Source organism: Candidatus Hydrogenedentota bacterium (assembly GCA_012523015.1).
Taxonomy (GTDB): Bacteria; Hydrogenedentota; Hydrogenedentia; order Hydrogenedentales; family CAITNO01; genus JAAYBJ01.
This window is the reverse complement of record JAAYJI010000023.1, coordinates 1-15308: the sequence shown is the minus strand read 5'-3', so window position 1 is coordinate 15308 and position 15308 is coordinate 1. Positions and strand designations below refer to the sequence as shown.

Sequence of the window (15308 nt, the reverse complement as noted above, 5' to 3'; positions counted from 1 at the left end):
CTTCCGGTGTAGGGGCGCGATTTATCGCGCCCGAGGTGTTTGTATCATCAAGGCGCCGCGTTACGCGCGCCGGCTTCTGCACCCGCCTTGGACGCTAAAGAAACCTTGAGCCTGCAATGAGGCGATGGCGGAGGGTCTTGGGCATGCGTCACGGCGCTCATGTGCGCTCTTTCCTCAACGTATTGTCTTTGTCCATCCCGTCCATCCCGTCCATCCCGTCCATCGTGTCCATCCCGTCCATCCTGTCCATCCCGTCCATCCTGTCCATCGTGTCCATCCCGTCCATCCTGTCCATCCGGTCCATCCCGTCGAAGCGAAAAAGCCCGGGCTTGACACCGGCTTCACGTATCCTCAAGAAAAGAACAAGATCGTTCACCCTTCGCCGACAGTCTGAATCACAAACTCCTTGTAGTAACCCGACGCATTTTCACGAGAGACAATTTGCGGGATATCGTTTTTGATGTCCAGCGAATTTTCATGGATGTGTCCCGCGAGAATCGCCAAAAGATTCGGCGCTTTAAATACGGCTTCGCAAAAGTCCATGGTCGTTTGCGTGTGCCCGTCTTTCCGCCATTTGCGGCGCCGTTCAATTTCAAAATTGCGATCCGTTTTTTCGCCCCATTCCGGATGACCGCAGCCGAAGCCTATAGACCTGCCGGGAACATACAGGGGAATGTGCATGAGCAGGAGCATGGGATTGCCCGACGCCGCCTGTTCGTTGAAAAAGGCTAGCTGCTCGGGCAAAATTTCGTTGGTGGAATTATCGATGCAAAGGAGCGTAATCCCATTGACGGTGTAGGCGGCACTCAGCGGGTCCTTCCCTTGGTAGAGGGGCGCCAAATGTTTGGCGGTCCAGATCCCGCGCAGCTCTTCCGCGCTCCCTTCCATGCCCTCAAAATGCCAATCATGATTGCCTGCGACGTAGGCGTAAGGAATCCCTGTCGCTGCAAGATTTTGGCAAAGCCAGTCCACGCCCGCAAGGGAGGGGAAACTGACAATGTCGCCGGTAAGGGCTATAAAATCGACGCCATCTTTTTGGGCAATCTCTAGGGTCTTCAGAAAATTCTCATCAGCAGAAAAGCTTTCGCCCGTCCGAAAATGCCGATTGCTCTTGTAGGCTCCCGCCATGCGTTGGCTGTATTCGCGGAAGGGCGCGCCGCGCTCATCATCCAAAGACAGATGGGTATCGGTGATATGCATGATTTTAGTGGGCTTCACCGCCGCCCTTGTATAAATCTTCGACTGATTGTCTGTTAACGAAAAGGTATAGCGGCAGCTGCCTTTGTCTGGGGTTGCCGCAAAAGAAGGGGTAACAGCCGCGCTTAAGCCTAAGCCTGCCGCTGTACAAGAATTTAAAAAGCCGCGTCTTTTCACAGAAATAGGGTCCTTTCCGGTTGAGAATGATTAAGATTCCACTGAAAACATTATAATGTTTCGCTCTATTCATTTTCACAAAATCTTTCGGCGACGGGGGGGACCAGCGGTAATGAACAGTCGGCCCCATGGCGCCTTTTTTAAATCTTGGATACAACACTCAGAAAAAAAAGGGGATTTGGGTATGGGCGAAGTGATTGTTATACTCTTGACGATAAATGTTGTCCTACTACCCCCAAACGAAAGAAAGGTTATTCATGACTGTAACTGAAACGCAACCCGATCAAAATTCTTCTCGTTTTCGTTACTGGCAGTATCGCACGATCATCGCGACTATGTTCGGCTATATGCTGTTTTATTTTCTGCGCAAAAACTTCAGTCTCGCCATGCCCGGCATTGAAGCGGAATTGGGCATTACCAAAACCAATCTCGGCCTTTTTTTGACCCTGCACGGACTGGTCTACGGATTATCGAAATTCCTCAACGGCTACCTGGGCGACCGCATCAATTCCCGATTGTTCATGTCCATAGGACTTGCACTATGCGTGTTGGTAAACGTCCTCTTTGGCTTTGGCCCCGTCATAGCGGCCTATTTAACGGGCGGCTACGGCGGCGCAAGCTTTATGAATACTCTGATCATTATCTTTGGTTTGCTGTGGGTGCTCAACGGCTTGTTTCAGGGCAGCGGCTTCCCGCCTTGTGCGCGGCTGCTCACCCACTGGATACCGCCCAATGAGCTGGCCACAAAAATGTCGGTGTGGAACACCTCACACTCCGTTGGCGCGGGCTTGATCGTTATCGTCTGCGGCGATATCATGACCTACGGTGGGGAAGGCGCATGGCGCTATTGCTTCTGGGTACCGGCAGCGATCGCCGCCTTGGGAATTGTGGTGCTCCTTTTGGCACTGCGCGACACCCCGCGCTCGGTGGGATTGCCTGAGCTTGCCGGCACTGAAATTAAAGGCATTGAAGAGGATCAGCCTGTGAGCCGCGCCTTTCTCTATGAGCGTGTTTTCTTCAACCCCGTTATTTGGATGATCGGCCTCGCCAATTTCACGCTGAATTTGGTGCGCTTTTCTGTATTGGATTGGGGGCCGACGCTGCTCAAAGAATCGAAGGGGCTCACCCTGGATCATGCGGGCTGGTTGGTGGCAGGCTTTGAAATCGCCGGCATTATCGGCATGTTAGCGGCAGGCTGGATCACCGATCGCTACATGGGCGGACGAGGGCCGCGCATCTGTGCCATTTGCATGTTCGGCGCCGCCCTCTCCGTGACCCTGTTCTGGTTACTCCCTGCGACAGCGCCGGTGGGGCTGCTCTTAGCGAGTTTGTTGGCAGCAGGCTTTTTCATCTACGGGCCCCAAGCGCTTACGGGGATTACAGCGGCGAATATCTCGACCAAAAAACTGGCGGGAACTTCTATCGGATTCACCAGCCTCTTCAGTTATGCGAGCGTCCTTGTTTCGGGCGTGGGCATGGGCGCCATCGCGCAGCATTACGGCTGGAATTATGTGTATATTTTGGTCGTGGCCATGGCAATCGCGAGCGCCGGTATTTTCCTTTCTTTATGGAATGTAAAAGCACACGCCTATGATGATTTGGCGGATGAGGCGTAATCAACCCTAAAAAAAAGGCTATAGCAAGACCGCTTCTCTCATTGATCCCGGGATATCGTGATGACTACAGAAAAATATAAGTCCCTTGTTGTTGCCGGACCTACCGCCTCCGGGAAGACCGCCCTCGGCGTACAGTTGGCAGGCCTGTTGAAGGGCGAAATTCTATCCGTCGATTCCCGTCAGGTCTACCGCGGACTGGACATAGGCTCAGGCAAAGATTTATCCGAATATGTCTATGATGGAAAGGCCTTGCCCTATCATCTCATCGACATTGCGGATCTGGATACGGAATTCAGCGTTTTCCATTATCAACAAGCCTTTTATGCGGCTTTCGACGATCTGTGCGAACGGAAAAAGTTGCCCGTAATCGTTGGCGGAACGGGCATGTATTTGGAGGCGGTCCTGTCGGACTATCACCTGCCTGCCGTGCCTGAAAATCCCAAGCTGCGCGAAGTATTGCAAGATCTGGACGAGGAGGCACTGGAAGAACGGCTCCGCCAACTCAAGCCGACACTGCATGATGAAACTGACTTGGAAAATCGCGAGCGGATTATCCGCGCCATAGAAATAGCCGAATTTAGCGCGTCGATTCCGCAATCAGCGAAAAAGGATCCCGCCCCTTTTATTCTGGTTGTCGCCTATCCGCCCGATGTATTGCGTGCACGCATTGCGCTGCGGCTGCGGGCGCGTATGGACGAAGGATTAATTGAAGAAGTAGAGGCACTCCATGAGGGCGGCGCTGACTGGCAGCGTCTTGAACAACTGGGATTGGAATATCGCTTTGTCGCCCAGTATTTGCAAGGAAAAATTCTAAACAAAAACGATTTGTTCCAAAAGTTAAATAGTGCCATCGCTCAATTTGCGAAGCGGCAACGTACCTGGTTCAGAGGCATGGAACGGCGCGGCTTTACCGTCCATTGGATCCCGGAAGCATCGCTGCACGCCGCATTGCAGGCGATCGGACAAAGCAGCTTTTGAGGCGAAACGCAGGGCGTGTACCCCTCTTGGGTGAAGCATGAATGCTACCGTAAATAAATATTTGGTGCGACGCTCGGTTCATGAGCGCTGGCCTATGGATACCCTTGCACGGGAAGAAGGTATCCGTTCGGTCGTGGTCATCCCGGTCCTAAGCGAATATGACTATCTTTTTGATACCTTGGCTGCGTTGCGCGCGTCCAAGGATGCCCTGTGCGCGGAAACCTTGGTCATTTGCGTGATCAACAATTCGGCAGCCCCGACCGTCGCGGCGGCGACCCTCGAAAACAACCAAAAGACTTTAGGCTTGCTGAGGCAGCGCATAGGGGAGGAGCATTACGCGCCCCTACGCCTGGCTGTGGTGGATGCGTGCACAGAAGGACGGGAACTTCCCGAAGGGGAAGGGGTGGGACTGGCGCGTAAAATCGGACTCGACCATGGGCTCCATCTGCTCAGCCGTTCCGCCCACCTGGACGGAGCCCTGATCAGCCTTGACGCCGATTCGCCGCCGGCACCGGGTTTCCTTGAAGCCATGGATGCCCATTACAGAGCCGAAGGGGCATGGGCAGGCTATGCGGCGTACCTGCACAGCTTTCCCGACGATGAAACCCAAAAAGAAGCGGTCATTGCCCATGAACTCTATATGCGTTATCATGAACTCGCCTTGCAGCATTGTGCCTCGCCCTATGCCTATCCCGCACTAGGGTCGATTATCTCGTGTACGGCGCACGCCTATGCCGCTATGGGCGGGATGAACCGACGCCTTGCCGGCGAAGACTTTTATTTCATGCAGCAATTAAGAAAGACCGGCAAGATGGAGCCTATAGCCTGTGCCTTGGTCTTCCCCTCAGGGCGACTGTCCCGGCGAACCCCCTTCGGCACCGGACAGCGTATTTACGACTATAAAGAAAGCACCGCCTTGGAGCTGCCCCTTCCGCATCCACAAAGTTTTGTGGTGTTAAAAGCCTTGTTGCAACTCCTTTCCCATGAGACCCGGCTTTCGGGGACAGCGGTCATCGCCGCGGCGCAGACGATTCATCCGCAGCTTGCCGCATTTATGAACCTTCACGGCTTTAAAGCAACATGGGACAAGATCCGAGGGCAACAACCGGATTTACAGCGGCTGCACAAGCAATTTCATGTCTGGTTTGACGGGTTGAAAACCATCCAATTACTGCATCATCTGCGCGACAACGCGTATCCCGATCAGCCCGCGGCAACAGCGCTTCCATGGCTCATTGAGACCATAGGCGGCGAAGCGCTCCCGATCAGCGATTCCAAAGGCACCCTTGACCGCTTGCGTCAGCTGTGCTTACTGCGCCATGTGCCGCACGACGGGCAACGACCCGACTATTATCCCGAAGCTTTTCTGAACTTCTTTTCTATAAGCTGAAACAAAAAGCCCAAGGCGGCCAAGAGCAGCCAAGAAAGCCCTATGGATGAGTTTGTTTTCAGCGTAGCCGCCGCTTCTTCGCCTTCCGAAGATACGCCCATTGCCTGCAAAATTAAAAATACGCCCTGCACTGTAAACCATGCGCCCAGTCCGGCGGTTATCAGGCTGATCGTAAAGCGTTCCAAAAAGAAGGACGCCAGACCCCCGACCAAAGCTGCAAGAATCACGAAGGCGAAGAGGATGCCTGAATCCCAAGTGGGCTGCAGATAATTCCACGCCGCTAAGGTAATAATGCCGCCCCCAAAAAGGATGATCCCGAGACGGTACGCCATATGGGTGATGATCGCCCCTAAAATACCGCCGACCATCAGAGCGACGGACATGTAGGGAACATTGCCGTCGGAAAAGAAGCCTACAGTCAGGGCGGCGAGTAAGCCCAGCACGGCAAAGCCTGAAAGGTCAAGAAAGAGTTTTGTCGTACGATGTCCAAAAAAGCAGCAGACAATACCGCAAAGCGTCAATACGACGGTGGCGGGATTCAGCTCCACCATTTGAAAAACATCAAGGTGGGGGAGAAGATATTTTTCCAGGACTACAGATTCCAAAAAAAACCTCTCTAATTCTAGTAAACTCCACAGGAGCTCAGTGATATACAATGCACGTGAAGGAGAAAAAAGAACATACGCTGCCGCAACACCGTATTTACAGATACGCAGCGTGGGGAAAGGCATCGCTGCGCGCCATCCCCAGATCAATAGGCGGTCACAGCTTCCATTCTTCGTGAAATAAGTTCCGTGCCCGCCCGTTCAGACGCCGTATCTCTCAGCGCAACAGAGTCAGACAATATCCTCGTAACTAAAAAACGCTGTTGGAAAAGATCGCCTTCTTGCACCTCTTCCTCTTTCTCGGTTGTAGAAGGATTATTTAAGCGAAAAGTAGCAGAAGCGTTTGTAAGATCAATTTTCTGAAGAATGAAGTAGAAATAACCAACCTCACGATTAACGGCATCCATAAGCTGCCTGATTTCGGGATCCCGGTCTTTATGACCTATTTGCGATATTTCCCGTGAAGCAATGCGCAATTGTTCCATATCAAATGGAACAGCATAGGCTTTGGCTTTGATTTCGTCTATACAACGCTTCCTAACTTCATCAGCAATGGAACGGTTTTCTGCCGTGTCACTCGCTTTTAAAGCCAACAAAGCAGTTTCATGAGCCGCAACATAATCTCCATCTTCAATCAATTGTTCCAAGGCACGATTGGAAAATCGGGAATCCGTCAGGACGTAGGCGCCATTTTGATTTCCATGGAGCCCCGTCCACAGCGCATCGGCAAGAAAATACATCATTATCAAAAAAATCGGAACCAACACAATCCAAAGCGCGGGATGACTCCAAACGGAGCGGCGCGGACGCCGCACGGAAGTGGAAGAACGCGTGGCGGGGGAGGATAAGCTGATGGAATCAATATCCATTTTGCCCATACGCAGATCAACATTCGTCGGATCCGGTTCTTTCACAGGTTTGCCGACCAAACGGCGTAAGCGACCCGACAACGAACGTTGTTCCGCCTCGATCCGCTCTTGTTCCTCAGTCGCTACCTGAACCCGCTCTTCCATCATGAACGATTCAAGGGCATCGGTAACACTGCTGGAAACGGTATAGGTCCCTTGGCTTTCCCCGCCTAAATCAGAGACGGTATAGGTCGGTTGTTCTTTGCGCGGGCGGCTCACTTCCTCACCGCAATAACGGCACCGTGTCGCCAAGGCACTAATCGACATGCGGCACGTGGGACACAAACGGATGGGCTCTTCGTTTGTTTGAAATTTTTTCGTCATATAAAAATTTGTCCGGCTTTACCGAGGGACTCGCAAGCGTTTCTAACAACAGAACAATCTTTAATATAGTATATCAACATGTCCTATAAAGCAACGAACTAAAGTATATAAACATTGGCGGACAAAAAAAAAATCCTCAAAGTTTTTAAGCACTGTGTAAGAATGATACGTGTTAACAAAAAATGTTTGTTGTGTGCTGTAAAAAAAAGGGGTCGAGAACAGTTACCGAAAAATATTAACTATGTAGAGTACTGTGGCGAATTGTGAGTATTCTTTACTACTCGACGAATCGATATTTCATAAGGTTCTGTATATGCTTTATATATAGACACATCAATTCTGCAGGAATGATGTTACGACTCTTCCGGCAAAGCGGTAATAGTCTTTCTGATTCTAACTTCAGTTGCCACCGTGGAGATTCCCGCTGACAAGACGATACACAATATTTTCAGATACTCACAGTGGTATCGTTTATCGAGGCAGGCAAGTGAGAGCGGGGGGGGTTAGGGATGCTTGGATGTACGGCGTTGGGTCGGGATTGCGCCACCTGCGCCGCCACTTACTCCGTCCCGCAGCACAACACAACACCATCTAACCTCACATATTATTCTGAGCGAAGCGAAGAATCCGGCGATAAGGTGTTTGTGTCGTTGTGGCGCAGTGTTATGCACCTTGGCTCGGGTACTATTCACGTCAGCCTCCGAAGAAACCTTGAGGTCTGCAATGAAGCCGTTGTCAGGGATCTAGCTTCTATAAATTCTCCTCCAACATTAAAGCCTTAGTACACCTCGTCCATCAAGTCCATCCGGTCCATACTGTCCATGCTGTCCATACTGTCCATTAGTACAGCGTGAGAGTGTTGGTACGCATCAGGGCACTTGTGTGCGCTCCCGGCCGAATATGCAGTGGCGACGACGGACTAGTTGGATTAACTTTGAAAGGAATTGAACCTTGTATTAACATAATTTCAACCCTTTGGTGAGAGCGATTTCATCTTTTTAATTTATTAATATTTAATTCAGCAAAAATTATCAACAAGTGCAACAGCTTTTTTTACACGCCGCCGGTGTTAGTTTCAGCGGCGTTTTTTGATTGGCGCAGCCATTCGGTCAAGGCGATTCCCGCGCTTACAGAGGCGTTCAAGCTGGATAAATTGCCCGCCATGGGAATGGAAGCGAGGAAGTCGGCCTGTTCTTTCACCAGGCGGCGGATCCCATCTCCTTCACTGCCGATAATCATGGCAACACGCCCAGTCAGCGGTACCTGCCACAAGCTGCGGTCTGCGTTTGCTTCGAAAGCAACAACCCAAAAGCCCTCTTTTTTTAAGTGCTGAATGTCCCGCGTCAGATTAGAAGCTTGGATGAGAGGGACGTATTCGATGCCTCCGGCGGCAGCCTTGACGACAGCCGCATTGACAGGTGCAGCACGGTCTTTCGGAAACAGAACGCCATGTGCGCCTAGGGCCGCGGCGCTTCGAATGATTGCTCCGAAATTCATGGGATCGGTAATACAATCCAAGATCAGCAACAGGCACTCAGGTTCCTTATGATTGTCGCACCATTCGAATAAGGAAAGTAATTTCATGGGGGCAACGTGCAGAAGAACCCCTTGATGCCGCGCTCCTTGTGACATCTTATCCAAGTGCTTTCTGTCGGTCCAAGTAATCTTTTCCGGCGGCAAAGCATTGATAATTTCTTCAAGTCCTACGGCATTATCATGGATAAAGGCTCGAAACACTTCCCGTTTCCCTGCATCCAGACAGGTCAGCACAGGGAGCCTTCCTAAGACCACTTCATGGTGTGCATCATTCATTGAAGATTATCTACTTCCTTCAATTTTTGCGCTCTCAATTTGAGATTGTCATTATTGGGCACCCGGCTGTCGGTCCCATTTGCCGATGCAGCAATCAATTCCTGCAAGATATTATAAGCCTGCTGATTTTTGTCCAGTTTTTCAAGACATTTCACCATACGATATTTGTTGTACAAATAATTGGCGCCGGCGCTTCCGTAGCGGTCAACAGCGCTTCGCATAACATTTAACGATGCCTCGTAGCGCCATTGATATAACAAGTATCCGGCGACCCGCGTCAAGCCGGCTTCATCACGTTGGTCTTTTTCTGCGTCTTGACCGGGAGTCGCCTGCGTGTATCGCCCAACCATCCAATTGATGCCGGGACTGGAAGCAAGAAATCCGATTCCTACGATGACTAAAATTAGAATAGGCCATTTTAATCCGCTCAGATCCATTTTTATTCCTCCTTCTATTAGAATGGCAATAATGAAAGAACACGCGCTGTGAGATCGGTGAGTAAGGGGATGTAGGTATGATAGGAAATCATTCCCAAAACACAAAGAATAACAATGAGGGTAATGAGCAGCCCCAACAGTTTGCGAAACTTCAATCCTAAATGCAAGCGTGAGGACCGCGTTGTTTCCAAATCACCGGCACGCTTCAAAAACTGACTATGTTTCTCTTGGCAAACTTCGGAACAGTAGAGTCCGGCACTGCTTACAATGCCGCATTCTTTGCACACAGGTTTACTGCATTGACGACATCGACCCACCGCAAGAAGGCTGGGGTGGTTGATACATCCAATTGTTTTCGCGCCCATCATATCCATATTCTCCTTCGCTATTTGCTATGAACACAGTTCATTAATAAGTTTACCATAATCGCTTTGCAGATGCGACAGAAACGAGGGGACTTCACATTTCCGTGCCCCTTAGGGCCGCCCCTCTTTGGATGGCGCCTGATGCCACGATGCAGTCTTGCTGATCATAGAAAACTGCCCACTGTCCCGGTGTCACCGCGGCTTGTGCTTCGTCCGGTCGAATTTCAGCGCCTTTAGATGTTGGGGTCACCCAACACGGAACAGGGCGATGGCGATAGCGAATCTGCACCAGCGTGCGAAAGGCTTCGTTTTGCGGACTCATAGCGCCCCAGAATAGGGGACCGGTCGTAAACATACTGCAAAGTCCGGATTCCGCGCCGCCCACATAGACGGTGTTCGTGTCAGCGTCAAGGTGAATGACATAAAGGGGTCTCGGAGCACTTAATCCCAGTCCATGGCGTTGGCCGATGGTATAGCGGTGGATACCGTCATGGCGGCCCAGTACTTTTCCATCCAAGGCCTTGATCGGCCCCGGATTTTTTCCTTGCCCGCGGGATTCCAAAAAATCAGCATAACAATTGTTTTCAATAAAGCAGATTTCCTGGCTGTCCTTTTTAGCACCGATTGCGGGGTCCACCGTACTCGCAAATTGACGGGCTTCCGCTTTGCTATATATTCCCAAAGGAAAACAACAATATTTAAGTTGTTTCTGTGTCAAGGGCGCGAGCACATAGCTTTGATCTTTATCGGGATATCCGGCGCGACACAGGGCAAAACGCCGCTCCTTTTCAAGAAGACGCACATAATGACCTGTGGCTAAATACGTACAGCCTAATTCTTGTGCCTCTTTGAGCAAGACGCCAAATTTAATCATGCGATTGCAGCGTATACACGGATTCGGTGTCAGTCCGGAAAGATAATCATCTACAAAACGATCTACAATAAAGGTCTCAAAGGCATGGTTCACATCACAGCGAGTGTGGGGGATAGACAGAATTTTACAAATGTGGCGGGCATCTTTTATGGTTTTATCTTCATCGGATGCCGAGTCCGACATGTTCAGGGTAATGCCTAAGCAGTCATACCCCGCCTGAACCAGCAGCATGGCCGCAGCGGCACTGTCCACACCGCCGCTCATGGCGACAGCGATTTTCGCCCCCGGAGGCGGCATCCGGTTTTCCGAGGAATTTACTAATGAGGTCATATTAAAAATCGGCTTCCTAAAGGCAAGGGCCATATTTCCTTAGCTAAAGCGTGTAGGCAGTAATCAATAAGCGCAGGTTGATTTGCGAAAAAACAGCCCGATTGAACCTTTGTTTCCAGAATTCGAAAAGAGAGACACAAAAAGTTTATCCTATGTAACATTGACTATGAAAAGATTATTTGTATTTTAAAGAATAAGTGTCGTCTCGGACAACACCTTTATAAGGAACGTTTACATGATCTCAAGCTTATTGACTTCTTTGATTCTGGCCGCCGCCATCCCTTTTATTTCTCCCACAACCAACGTACCGGCGCTGTCTCTTTTATACGGGGAATCGGCTGCCCTTGCCGAAACTCAAGGGGACGAAGCCCCCTTACTGCATCTCTTCCCCATATCAGCCGCAAAGGAAGCCTGTCCTGCAGTAATCGTTTGTCCCGGAGGCGGCTATGGCACCTTGGCAATGTCTTATGAGGGCGTAGACATCGCCCATTGGCTTAATAGTCATGGCGTGGCGGCATTTGTCCTGCAGTATCGCGTCGCGCCCCATCGCCATCCGCTACCCCTAGAGGATGTGCAGCGTGCCCTCCGTTTAGTGCGTGATCATGCAGAAGAATGGCGCGTGGATCCGGAGCGTGTGGGCGTTTTGGGTTTCTCCGCAGGCGGTCATCTTGCCTCTACGGCATCCACTCATTTTGACGCGGGCGATCCCGACTCAGAAGATACTATATCGCGTCAATCGTGCCGACCGGACTTTTCTATTTTGATTTACCCTGTCATTTCGCTCCACCCCGATATTGGTCATATGGGTTCGCGCAATAATCTATTGGGCAAAGATGCTGATGAGTCTTTGGTAGATTCACTGAGCAATCATACACAAGTCACTAAAGATACACCGCCCGCTTTCTTGGTGCACACCACGGCAGACAGCGGCGTATCTGCAAATAACAGTTTGGCTTATTATGCTGCTCTGCTCCAAGCCGGTGTGCCCGCAGAAATGCATATCTATGAACAGGGTGCCCACGGCTTTGGTATGGGCAAGGGTGACCCTGCATTATCGACTTGGCCAAGCCTCTGTATTCTTTGGATGAAAAAGACGGGCATTATTGAAAATTAACCTGTCGTATCACAGAACAGCGACTGAAAAAGGGTCCTTTCTTTTTGGGGCAATGGACTCTTTAAAAAAATATTTTCAAAATAGCTTGACTTCCGTCTTGGAATATGGTATAAGCATGTCGAGAATACGAATGGTAACCTGCTGACAACTCTTCTTTTCCCCCTATTTTGACTATATCAAGTCTACAATTACATTTAGAAAGCGAGGTGAATACTATGCAGTGCGCATTATGTAATGAATACATTGACGACAATGAATTCGCATTTGACGAAGCCTTTGAAATTGATGGCGAATATTGGCACGCCGAATGCTATGCTGAATATTACGGTGAAGAACTCGAAACCGCCGTTTAATTTTGCTTATTGAAAATAGTTGAATCTCAATGACTGCCTCGACCACTTTTCACGGGTCGAGGTTTTGTTTTTCAGAACCGCTTTTCTGCAGTAAAGCGAATATGAAGATCAAGCTACGATACCGCCTTTCTTGCGTAAACCCGTTGAAGGGCGTATACTGTCATAAGGTATTCTCACCGATTCGAGTCTAAATTATGTTAACAGCATACGTACTAGTCTTAAATAAATCGTGGGTTGCCATTAACGTGACCCCTGCAAAACGCGCCTTGACACTGCTCTTTCAAGGGCATGCGCAAGTCGTGCATCCGAAAGACTATTCCCTCTATGATTTCGATTCGTGGCTTGCCTTTTCAAAAGATCATAATGGCTTGCCGCCGCGAAGGTATGTGTTTACGCCCACCGATCGGATACGCTTGCCTGAAGTGATCGTGTTGAAAGAGTATAACGGCTTTTATGCGCCTGTACTACGTTTATCGCGCAGAAATATTTTCGCCCGTGATAAGAACAGGTGTCAGTACTGTGGATGCAAATTTCCGCGTGCAGCGCTCACGATTGATCATGTCGTACCCCGTTCCCGGGGCGGCGCAGACACTTGGGAAAATCTCGTTCTCGCCTGCACCCGCTGCAACTTAAAAAAACGCGATCAGACGCCGGAAGAGGCGGAGATGCCGCTCATACGCAAGCCTGTTTCACCCCGTTGGCTGCCACGGTACCACACACCGCTGCAAAGAGAAGAGCTTCACGCGTGGAAACGCTTTGTCGACTTGGCGTACTGGAGCAATCAATCGCTTCGATAAATGTTGTTGAGGGAGATGTCGACGTCGACGGATGTTATAAGCGGGCTTGTCATTATTCATTTCGAAAGAAATGTTGGTGACCCCATGGCTTAAGCGTGAAATACATAGCCATGTCTTGGTATATTTCTCCGGAAGCCACGTATATCTTCGTTCATCTACTGCAAAGAAAGTTTCCCATTGCAAGGAACAATAATCAATAGAATCACGCCGCGTGCATGGCGTGTATTAAAAGAGTCATGCACACGTTCTTCTCCTTGGATGCCGCTTCCAATAAACAGATCGCGGGAGTAGTGTCCATGGTGAGCAAGACAAAAAACACGGTGCTGCAACAGCTCCGCATCGCACGGGATCAGCTTCATGAAAAAGTCACACAGACCCCTTTAACAGATGGTCTGGCACAGCGTTTAAAAGTGCCCATCCCAAGCCTTTCGTTCCGTGCATGGCTGGAAGTGCAGCGCTATCCATCACGCTATTATTGGCAGGATCGAAGCCGAAACACCGAAATGGCCGGTCTCGGAGAAGCAGATATCATCGCTCCTGAAGGGGCCGATTTTGTTGCCGCTGCGCTGAAGCAAATACGGGAAAGGCTGCCCGAACATAGTTCGGCAGCCCGCTATTATGGCGGTTTTCGATTCTATTTTGATCATAATAAAAACCCGCGCTGGCATAACTTTAAAACCTGCCGATTTATTCTGCCCTTGGTAGAACTCTTTCGCGACCATGCAGAATGCCATCTTGCCTGTACGCTCTACGACGAAGCCGATCGTACAAAAGCCTTAAGCATATTAAGAGAGCTTTCTTTTGACGCGTCCCCGGCGTCACAACCTTTGGCTGATTTCAGGAAAGGGCGGGATATCCCTGATTTTGTCGAATGGAATCGCCTCGTCGAAACGCTCCTCCATGATATGAAGCGTTGCGAACTTGAAAAAGTGGTACTGGCGCGGGAAAGCCTCTTTCACGCCCAAGACAAAATCAATCCTATTTCTTTACTCAGGCAGTTGGCTCATTATAATGAGCGCGCCTATTTGTTTTGTTTTCAGCCGGCGCAAGATCGTGCCTTTCTCGGCGCGTCACCTGAGCGTTTATATCATCGTCATGGAATGAAGCTTTCTAGTGAAGCCTTGGCAGGTACCCGCAGACGCGGTGTAGATCAACCGGAGGACGACGCGCTGGAGCAATCGTTGTTAGAAGACGACAAAGAGCGTCGTGAACACCGTATTGTTGCCGAAGCGATTACGCAGGTACTACGCCCTTTATCCGAGTCAGTGACCGCAGCATCGAAACCGACTGTTGTAAAACTAAGCTATTGTCAGCATTTGTACACGCCCATAAAAGCGCAATTACGGCGCTCCGTTCAGGATGAGAATCTTTTGGACGCCCTGCATCCCACGCCTGCCGTAGGCGGCAAACCTACCGATAAAGCCATGCACTGGGTATTAGACAATGAACCTATTGAACGCGGTATCTATGCTTCGCCTGTAGGTTGGGTAAGCAGAGAGAGCGCAGAATTCTGCGTGGGTATACGCAGTGCATTGGTAAAAGACAACAACCTCAGCTTGTTTGCAGGCGCCGGAATAGTTCCCGGGTCGGAGCCTTCCGAGGAATGGAAAGAATTGGAAGCGAAAATGTCGCAGTTCACCAGAATCATCATGAAAGATCAAATCCATGAAAGCGCCTAACCTAAACTATCTGTGGGCGGCCCTTCTTGTGGAAGAACTGGCGCGGAACGGCGTACGCCATTTTATCGTGTCGCCAGGCTCCAGGAGTGCGCCCCTTGCTGTCGCTGCCTCTCAAAATGCGGGTATCTCCACCCTAGTCCATTTCGACGAGCGAGGGGCCGCTTATTGCGCTTTAGGCTCTTCGCGTGCCGGTCATCCCGCCGCTGTGATTTGTACTTCCGGCACAGCAGTCGCGAATTATTGGCCTGCCGTTGCGGAAGCGTCCCACTCTGCTTTACCCTTGGTTCTGTTGACGGCTGACCGGCCTCCCGAACTGCAGGACTGCGGCGCGAACCAAACCATGGAACAAGAG

At 50.4% G+C, this 15308-nt stretch carries 15 protein-coding genes and 1 pseudogene; 8 read left to right on the top strand and 8 right to left on the bottom strand.

Annotation, left to right across the window (positions count from 1 at the left end):
- Positions 1-47: 47 nt before the first annotated feature.
- Together GX117_01130 and GX117_01125 are read right to left on the bottom strand one after the other, a co-directional pair.
- A pseudogene (locus GX117_01130) lies at positions 48-305 on the bottom strand (hypothetical protein).
- A gap of 67 nt (positions 306-372) precedes the next feature.
- Entirely contained in the window at positions 373-1374 is a 1002-nt protein-coding gene (locus GX117_01125; GenBank protein NLO31947.1) for a metallophosphoesterase, read from the bottom strand.
- Positions 1375-1631: 257 nt separating this feature from the next.
- Between GX117_01125 and GX117_01120 the strand changes: the two genes are divergently transcribed.
- From GX117_01120 to GX117_01110, 3 genes are read left to right on the top strand one after another with little or no spacing between them, the layout of a single operon-like run.
- Positions 1632-2990, top strand: a complete 1359-nt coding sequence (locus tag GX117_01120; GenBank protein NLO31946.1) for an MFS transporter — start codon at positions 1632-1634, stop codon at positions 2988-2990.
- Positions 2991-3050: 60 nt separating this feature from the next.
- On the top strand, positions 3051-3968 hold the full coding sequence (gene miaA / locus GX117_01115) for a tRNA (adenosine(37)-N6)-dimethylallyltransferase MiaA (GenBank protein NLO31945.1): 918 nt from the start codon (positions 3051-3053) through the stop codon (positions 3966-3968).
- 37 nt (positions 3969-4005) lie between these two features.
- A complete protein-coding gene (locus GX117_01110; GenBank protein NLO31944.1) occupies positions 4006-5358 on the top strand; it encodes a hypothetical protein in 1353 nt (450 codons plus the stop codon).
- Here the strand turns inward: GX117_01110 and GX117_01105 are convergent.
- From GX117_01105 to mnmA, 6 genes are all read right to left on the bottom strand, one after another.
- The gene (locus GX117_01105; protein NLO31943.1) at positions 5319-5963 is read right to left on the bottom strand and encodes a DUF4203 domain-containing protein; all 645 of its coding nucleotides are present in this window, start codon (positions 5961-5963) and stop codon (positions 5319-5321) included. The two genes, GX117_01110 and GX117_01105, sit on opposite strands and share 40 nt — an antisense overlap.
- A 146-nt stretch (positions 5964-6109) precedes the next feature.
- Entirely contained in the window at positions 6110-7195 is a 1086-nt protein-coding gene (locus GX117_01100) for a hypothetical protein (GenBank protein NLO31942.1), read from the bottom strand.
- Positions 7196-8248: 1053 nt separating this feature from the next.
- A complete protein-coding gene (gene rlmB / locus GX117_01095; GenBank protein ID NLO31941.1) occupies positions 8249-9007 on the bottom strand; it encodes a 23S rRNA (guanosine(2251)-2'-O)-methyltransferase RlmB in 759 nt (252 codons plus the stop codon).
- Positions 9004-9444 (bottom strand): hypothetical protein, encoded by a 441-nt coding sequence (locus tag GX117_01090; protein NLO31940.1) that lies wholly within the window; start codon positions 9442-9444, stop codon positions 9004-9006. The genes rlmB and GX117_01090 overlap by 4 nt, the downstream gene beginning before the upstream one ends.
- 17 nt (positions 9445-9461) lie before the next feature.
- The gene (locus tag GX117_01085; protein NLO31939.1) at positions 9462-9812 is read right to left on the bottom strand and encodes a hypothetical protein; all 351 of its coding nucleotides are present in this window, start codon (positions 9810-9812) and stop codon (positions 9462-9464) included.
- A 91-nt stretch (positions 9813-9903) separates the two neighbouring features.
- Positions 9904-11013, bottom strand: a complete 1110-nt coding sequence (gene mnmA, locus GX117_01080; GenBank protein NLO31938.1) for a tRNA 2-thiouridine(34) synthase MnmA — start codon at positions 11011-11013, stop codon at positions 9904-9906.
- Positions 11014-11248: 235 nt separating this feature from the next.
- On the opposite strand from mnmA, the gene GX117_01075 reads away from it, so the two are divergent.
- From GX117_01075 to GX117_01055, 5 genes are all read left to right on the top strand, one after another.
- Positions 11249-12127: an alpha/beta hydrolase gene (locus GX117_01075; protein NLO31937.1), complete on the top strand. Its 879-nt coding sequence runs from the start codon at positions 11249-11251 to the stop codon at positions 12125-12127.
- Positions 12128-12342: 215 nt separating this feature from the next.
- Positions 12343-12480, top strand: coding sequence for a hypothetical protein (locus GX117_01070; GenBank protein NLO31936.1), 138 nt, complete (start codon positions 12343-12345; stop codon positions 12478-12480).
- Between the two features lie 194 nt (positions 12481-12674).
- Positions 12675-13277 (top strand): HNH endonuclease, encoded by a 603-nt coding sequence (locus GX117_01065; GenBank protein ID NLO31935.1) that lies wholly within the window; start codon positions 12675-12677, stop codon positions 13275-13277.
- 236 nt (positions 13278-13513) lie between these two features.
- Positions 13514-14956, top strand: a complete 1443-nt coding sequence (locus tag GX117_01060; GenBank protein ID NLO31934.1) for an isochorismate synthase — start codon at positions 13514-13516, stop codon at positions 14954-14956.
- Positions 14943-15308: 2-succinyl-5-enolpyruvyl-6-hydroxy-3-cyclohexene-1-carboxylate synthase (locus GX117_01055; protein ID NLO31933.1), on the top strand; the 366-nt coding region annotated here is incomplete at its 3' end. The genes GX117_01060 and GX117_01055, both read left to right, overlap by 14 nt.

Coding starts and splice junctions, on each gene's coding strand:
- mnmA (NLO31938.1), bottom strand. CDS start 11,013: ATGACCTCATTAGTAAATTCCTCGGAAAACCGGATGCCGCCTCCGGGG.
- GX117_01120 (NLO31946.1), top strand. CDS start 1,632: ATGACTGTAACTGAAACGCAACCCGATCAAAATTCTTCTCGTTTTCGT.
- GX117_01065 (NLO31935.1), top strand. CDS start 12,675: ATGTTAACAGCATACGTACTAGTCTTAAATAAATCGTGGGTTGCCATT.
- GX117_01070 (NLO31936.1), top strand. CDS start 12,343: ATGCAGTGCGCATTATGTAATGAATACATTGACGACAATGAATTCGCA.
- miaA (NLO31945.1), top strand. CDS start 3,051: ATGACTACAGAAAAATATAAGTCCCTTGTTGTTGCCGGACCTACCGCC.
- GX117_01075 (NLO31937.1), top strand. CDS start 11,249: ATGATCTCAAGCTTATTGACTTCTTTGATTCTGGCCGCCGCCATCCCT.
- GX117_01090 (NLO31940.1), bottom strand. CDS start 9,444: ATGGATCTGAGCGGATTAAAATGGCCTATTCTAATTTTAGTCATCGTA.
- GX117_01060 (NLO31934.1), top strand. CDS start 13,514: ATGCACACGTTCTTCTCCTTGGATGCCGCTTCCAATAAACAGATCGCG.
- GX117_01110 (NLO31944.1), top strand. CDS start 4,006: ATGAATGCTACCGTAAATAAATATTTGGTGCGACGCTCGGTTCATGAG.
- rlmB (NLO31941.1), bottom strand. CDS start 9,007: ATGAATGATGCACACCATGAAGTGGTCTTAGGAAGGCTCCCTGTGCTG.
- GX117_01100 (NLO31942.1), bottom strand. CDS start 7,195: ATGACGAAAAAATTTCAAACAAACGAAGAGCCCATCCGTTTGTGTCCC.
- GX117_01085 (NLO31939.1), bottom strand. CDS start 9,812: ATGATGGGCGCGAAAACAATTGGATGTATCAACCACCCCAGCCTTCTT.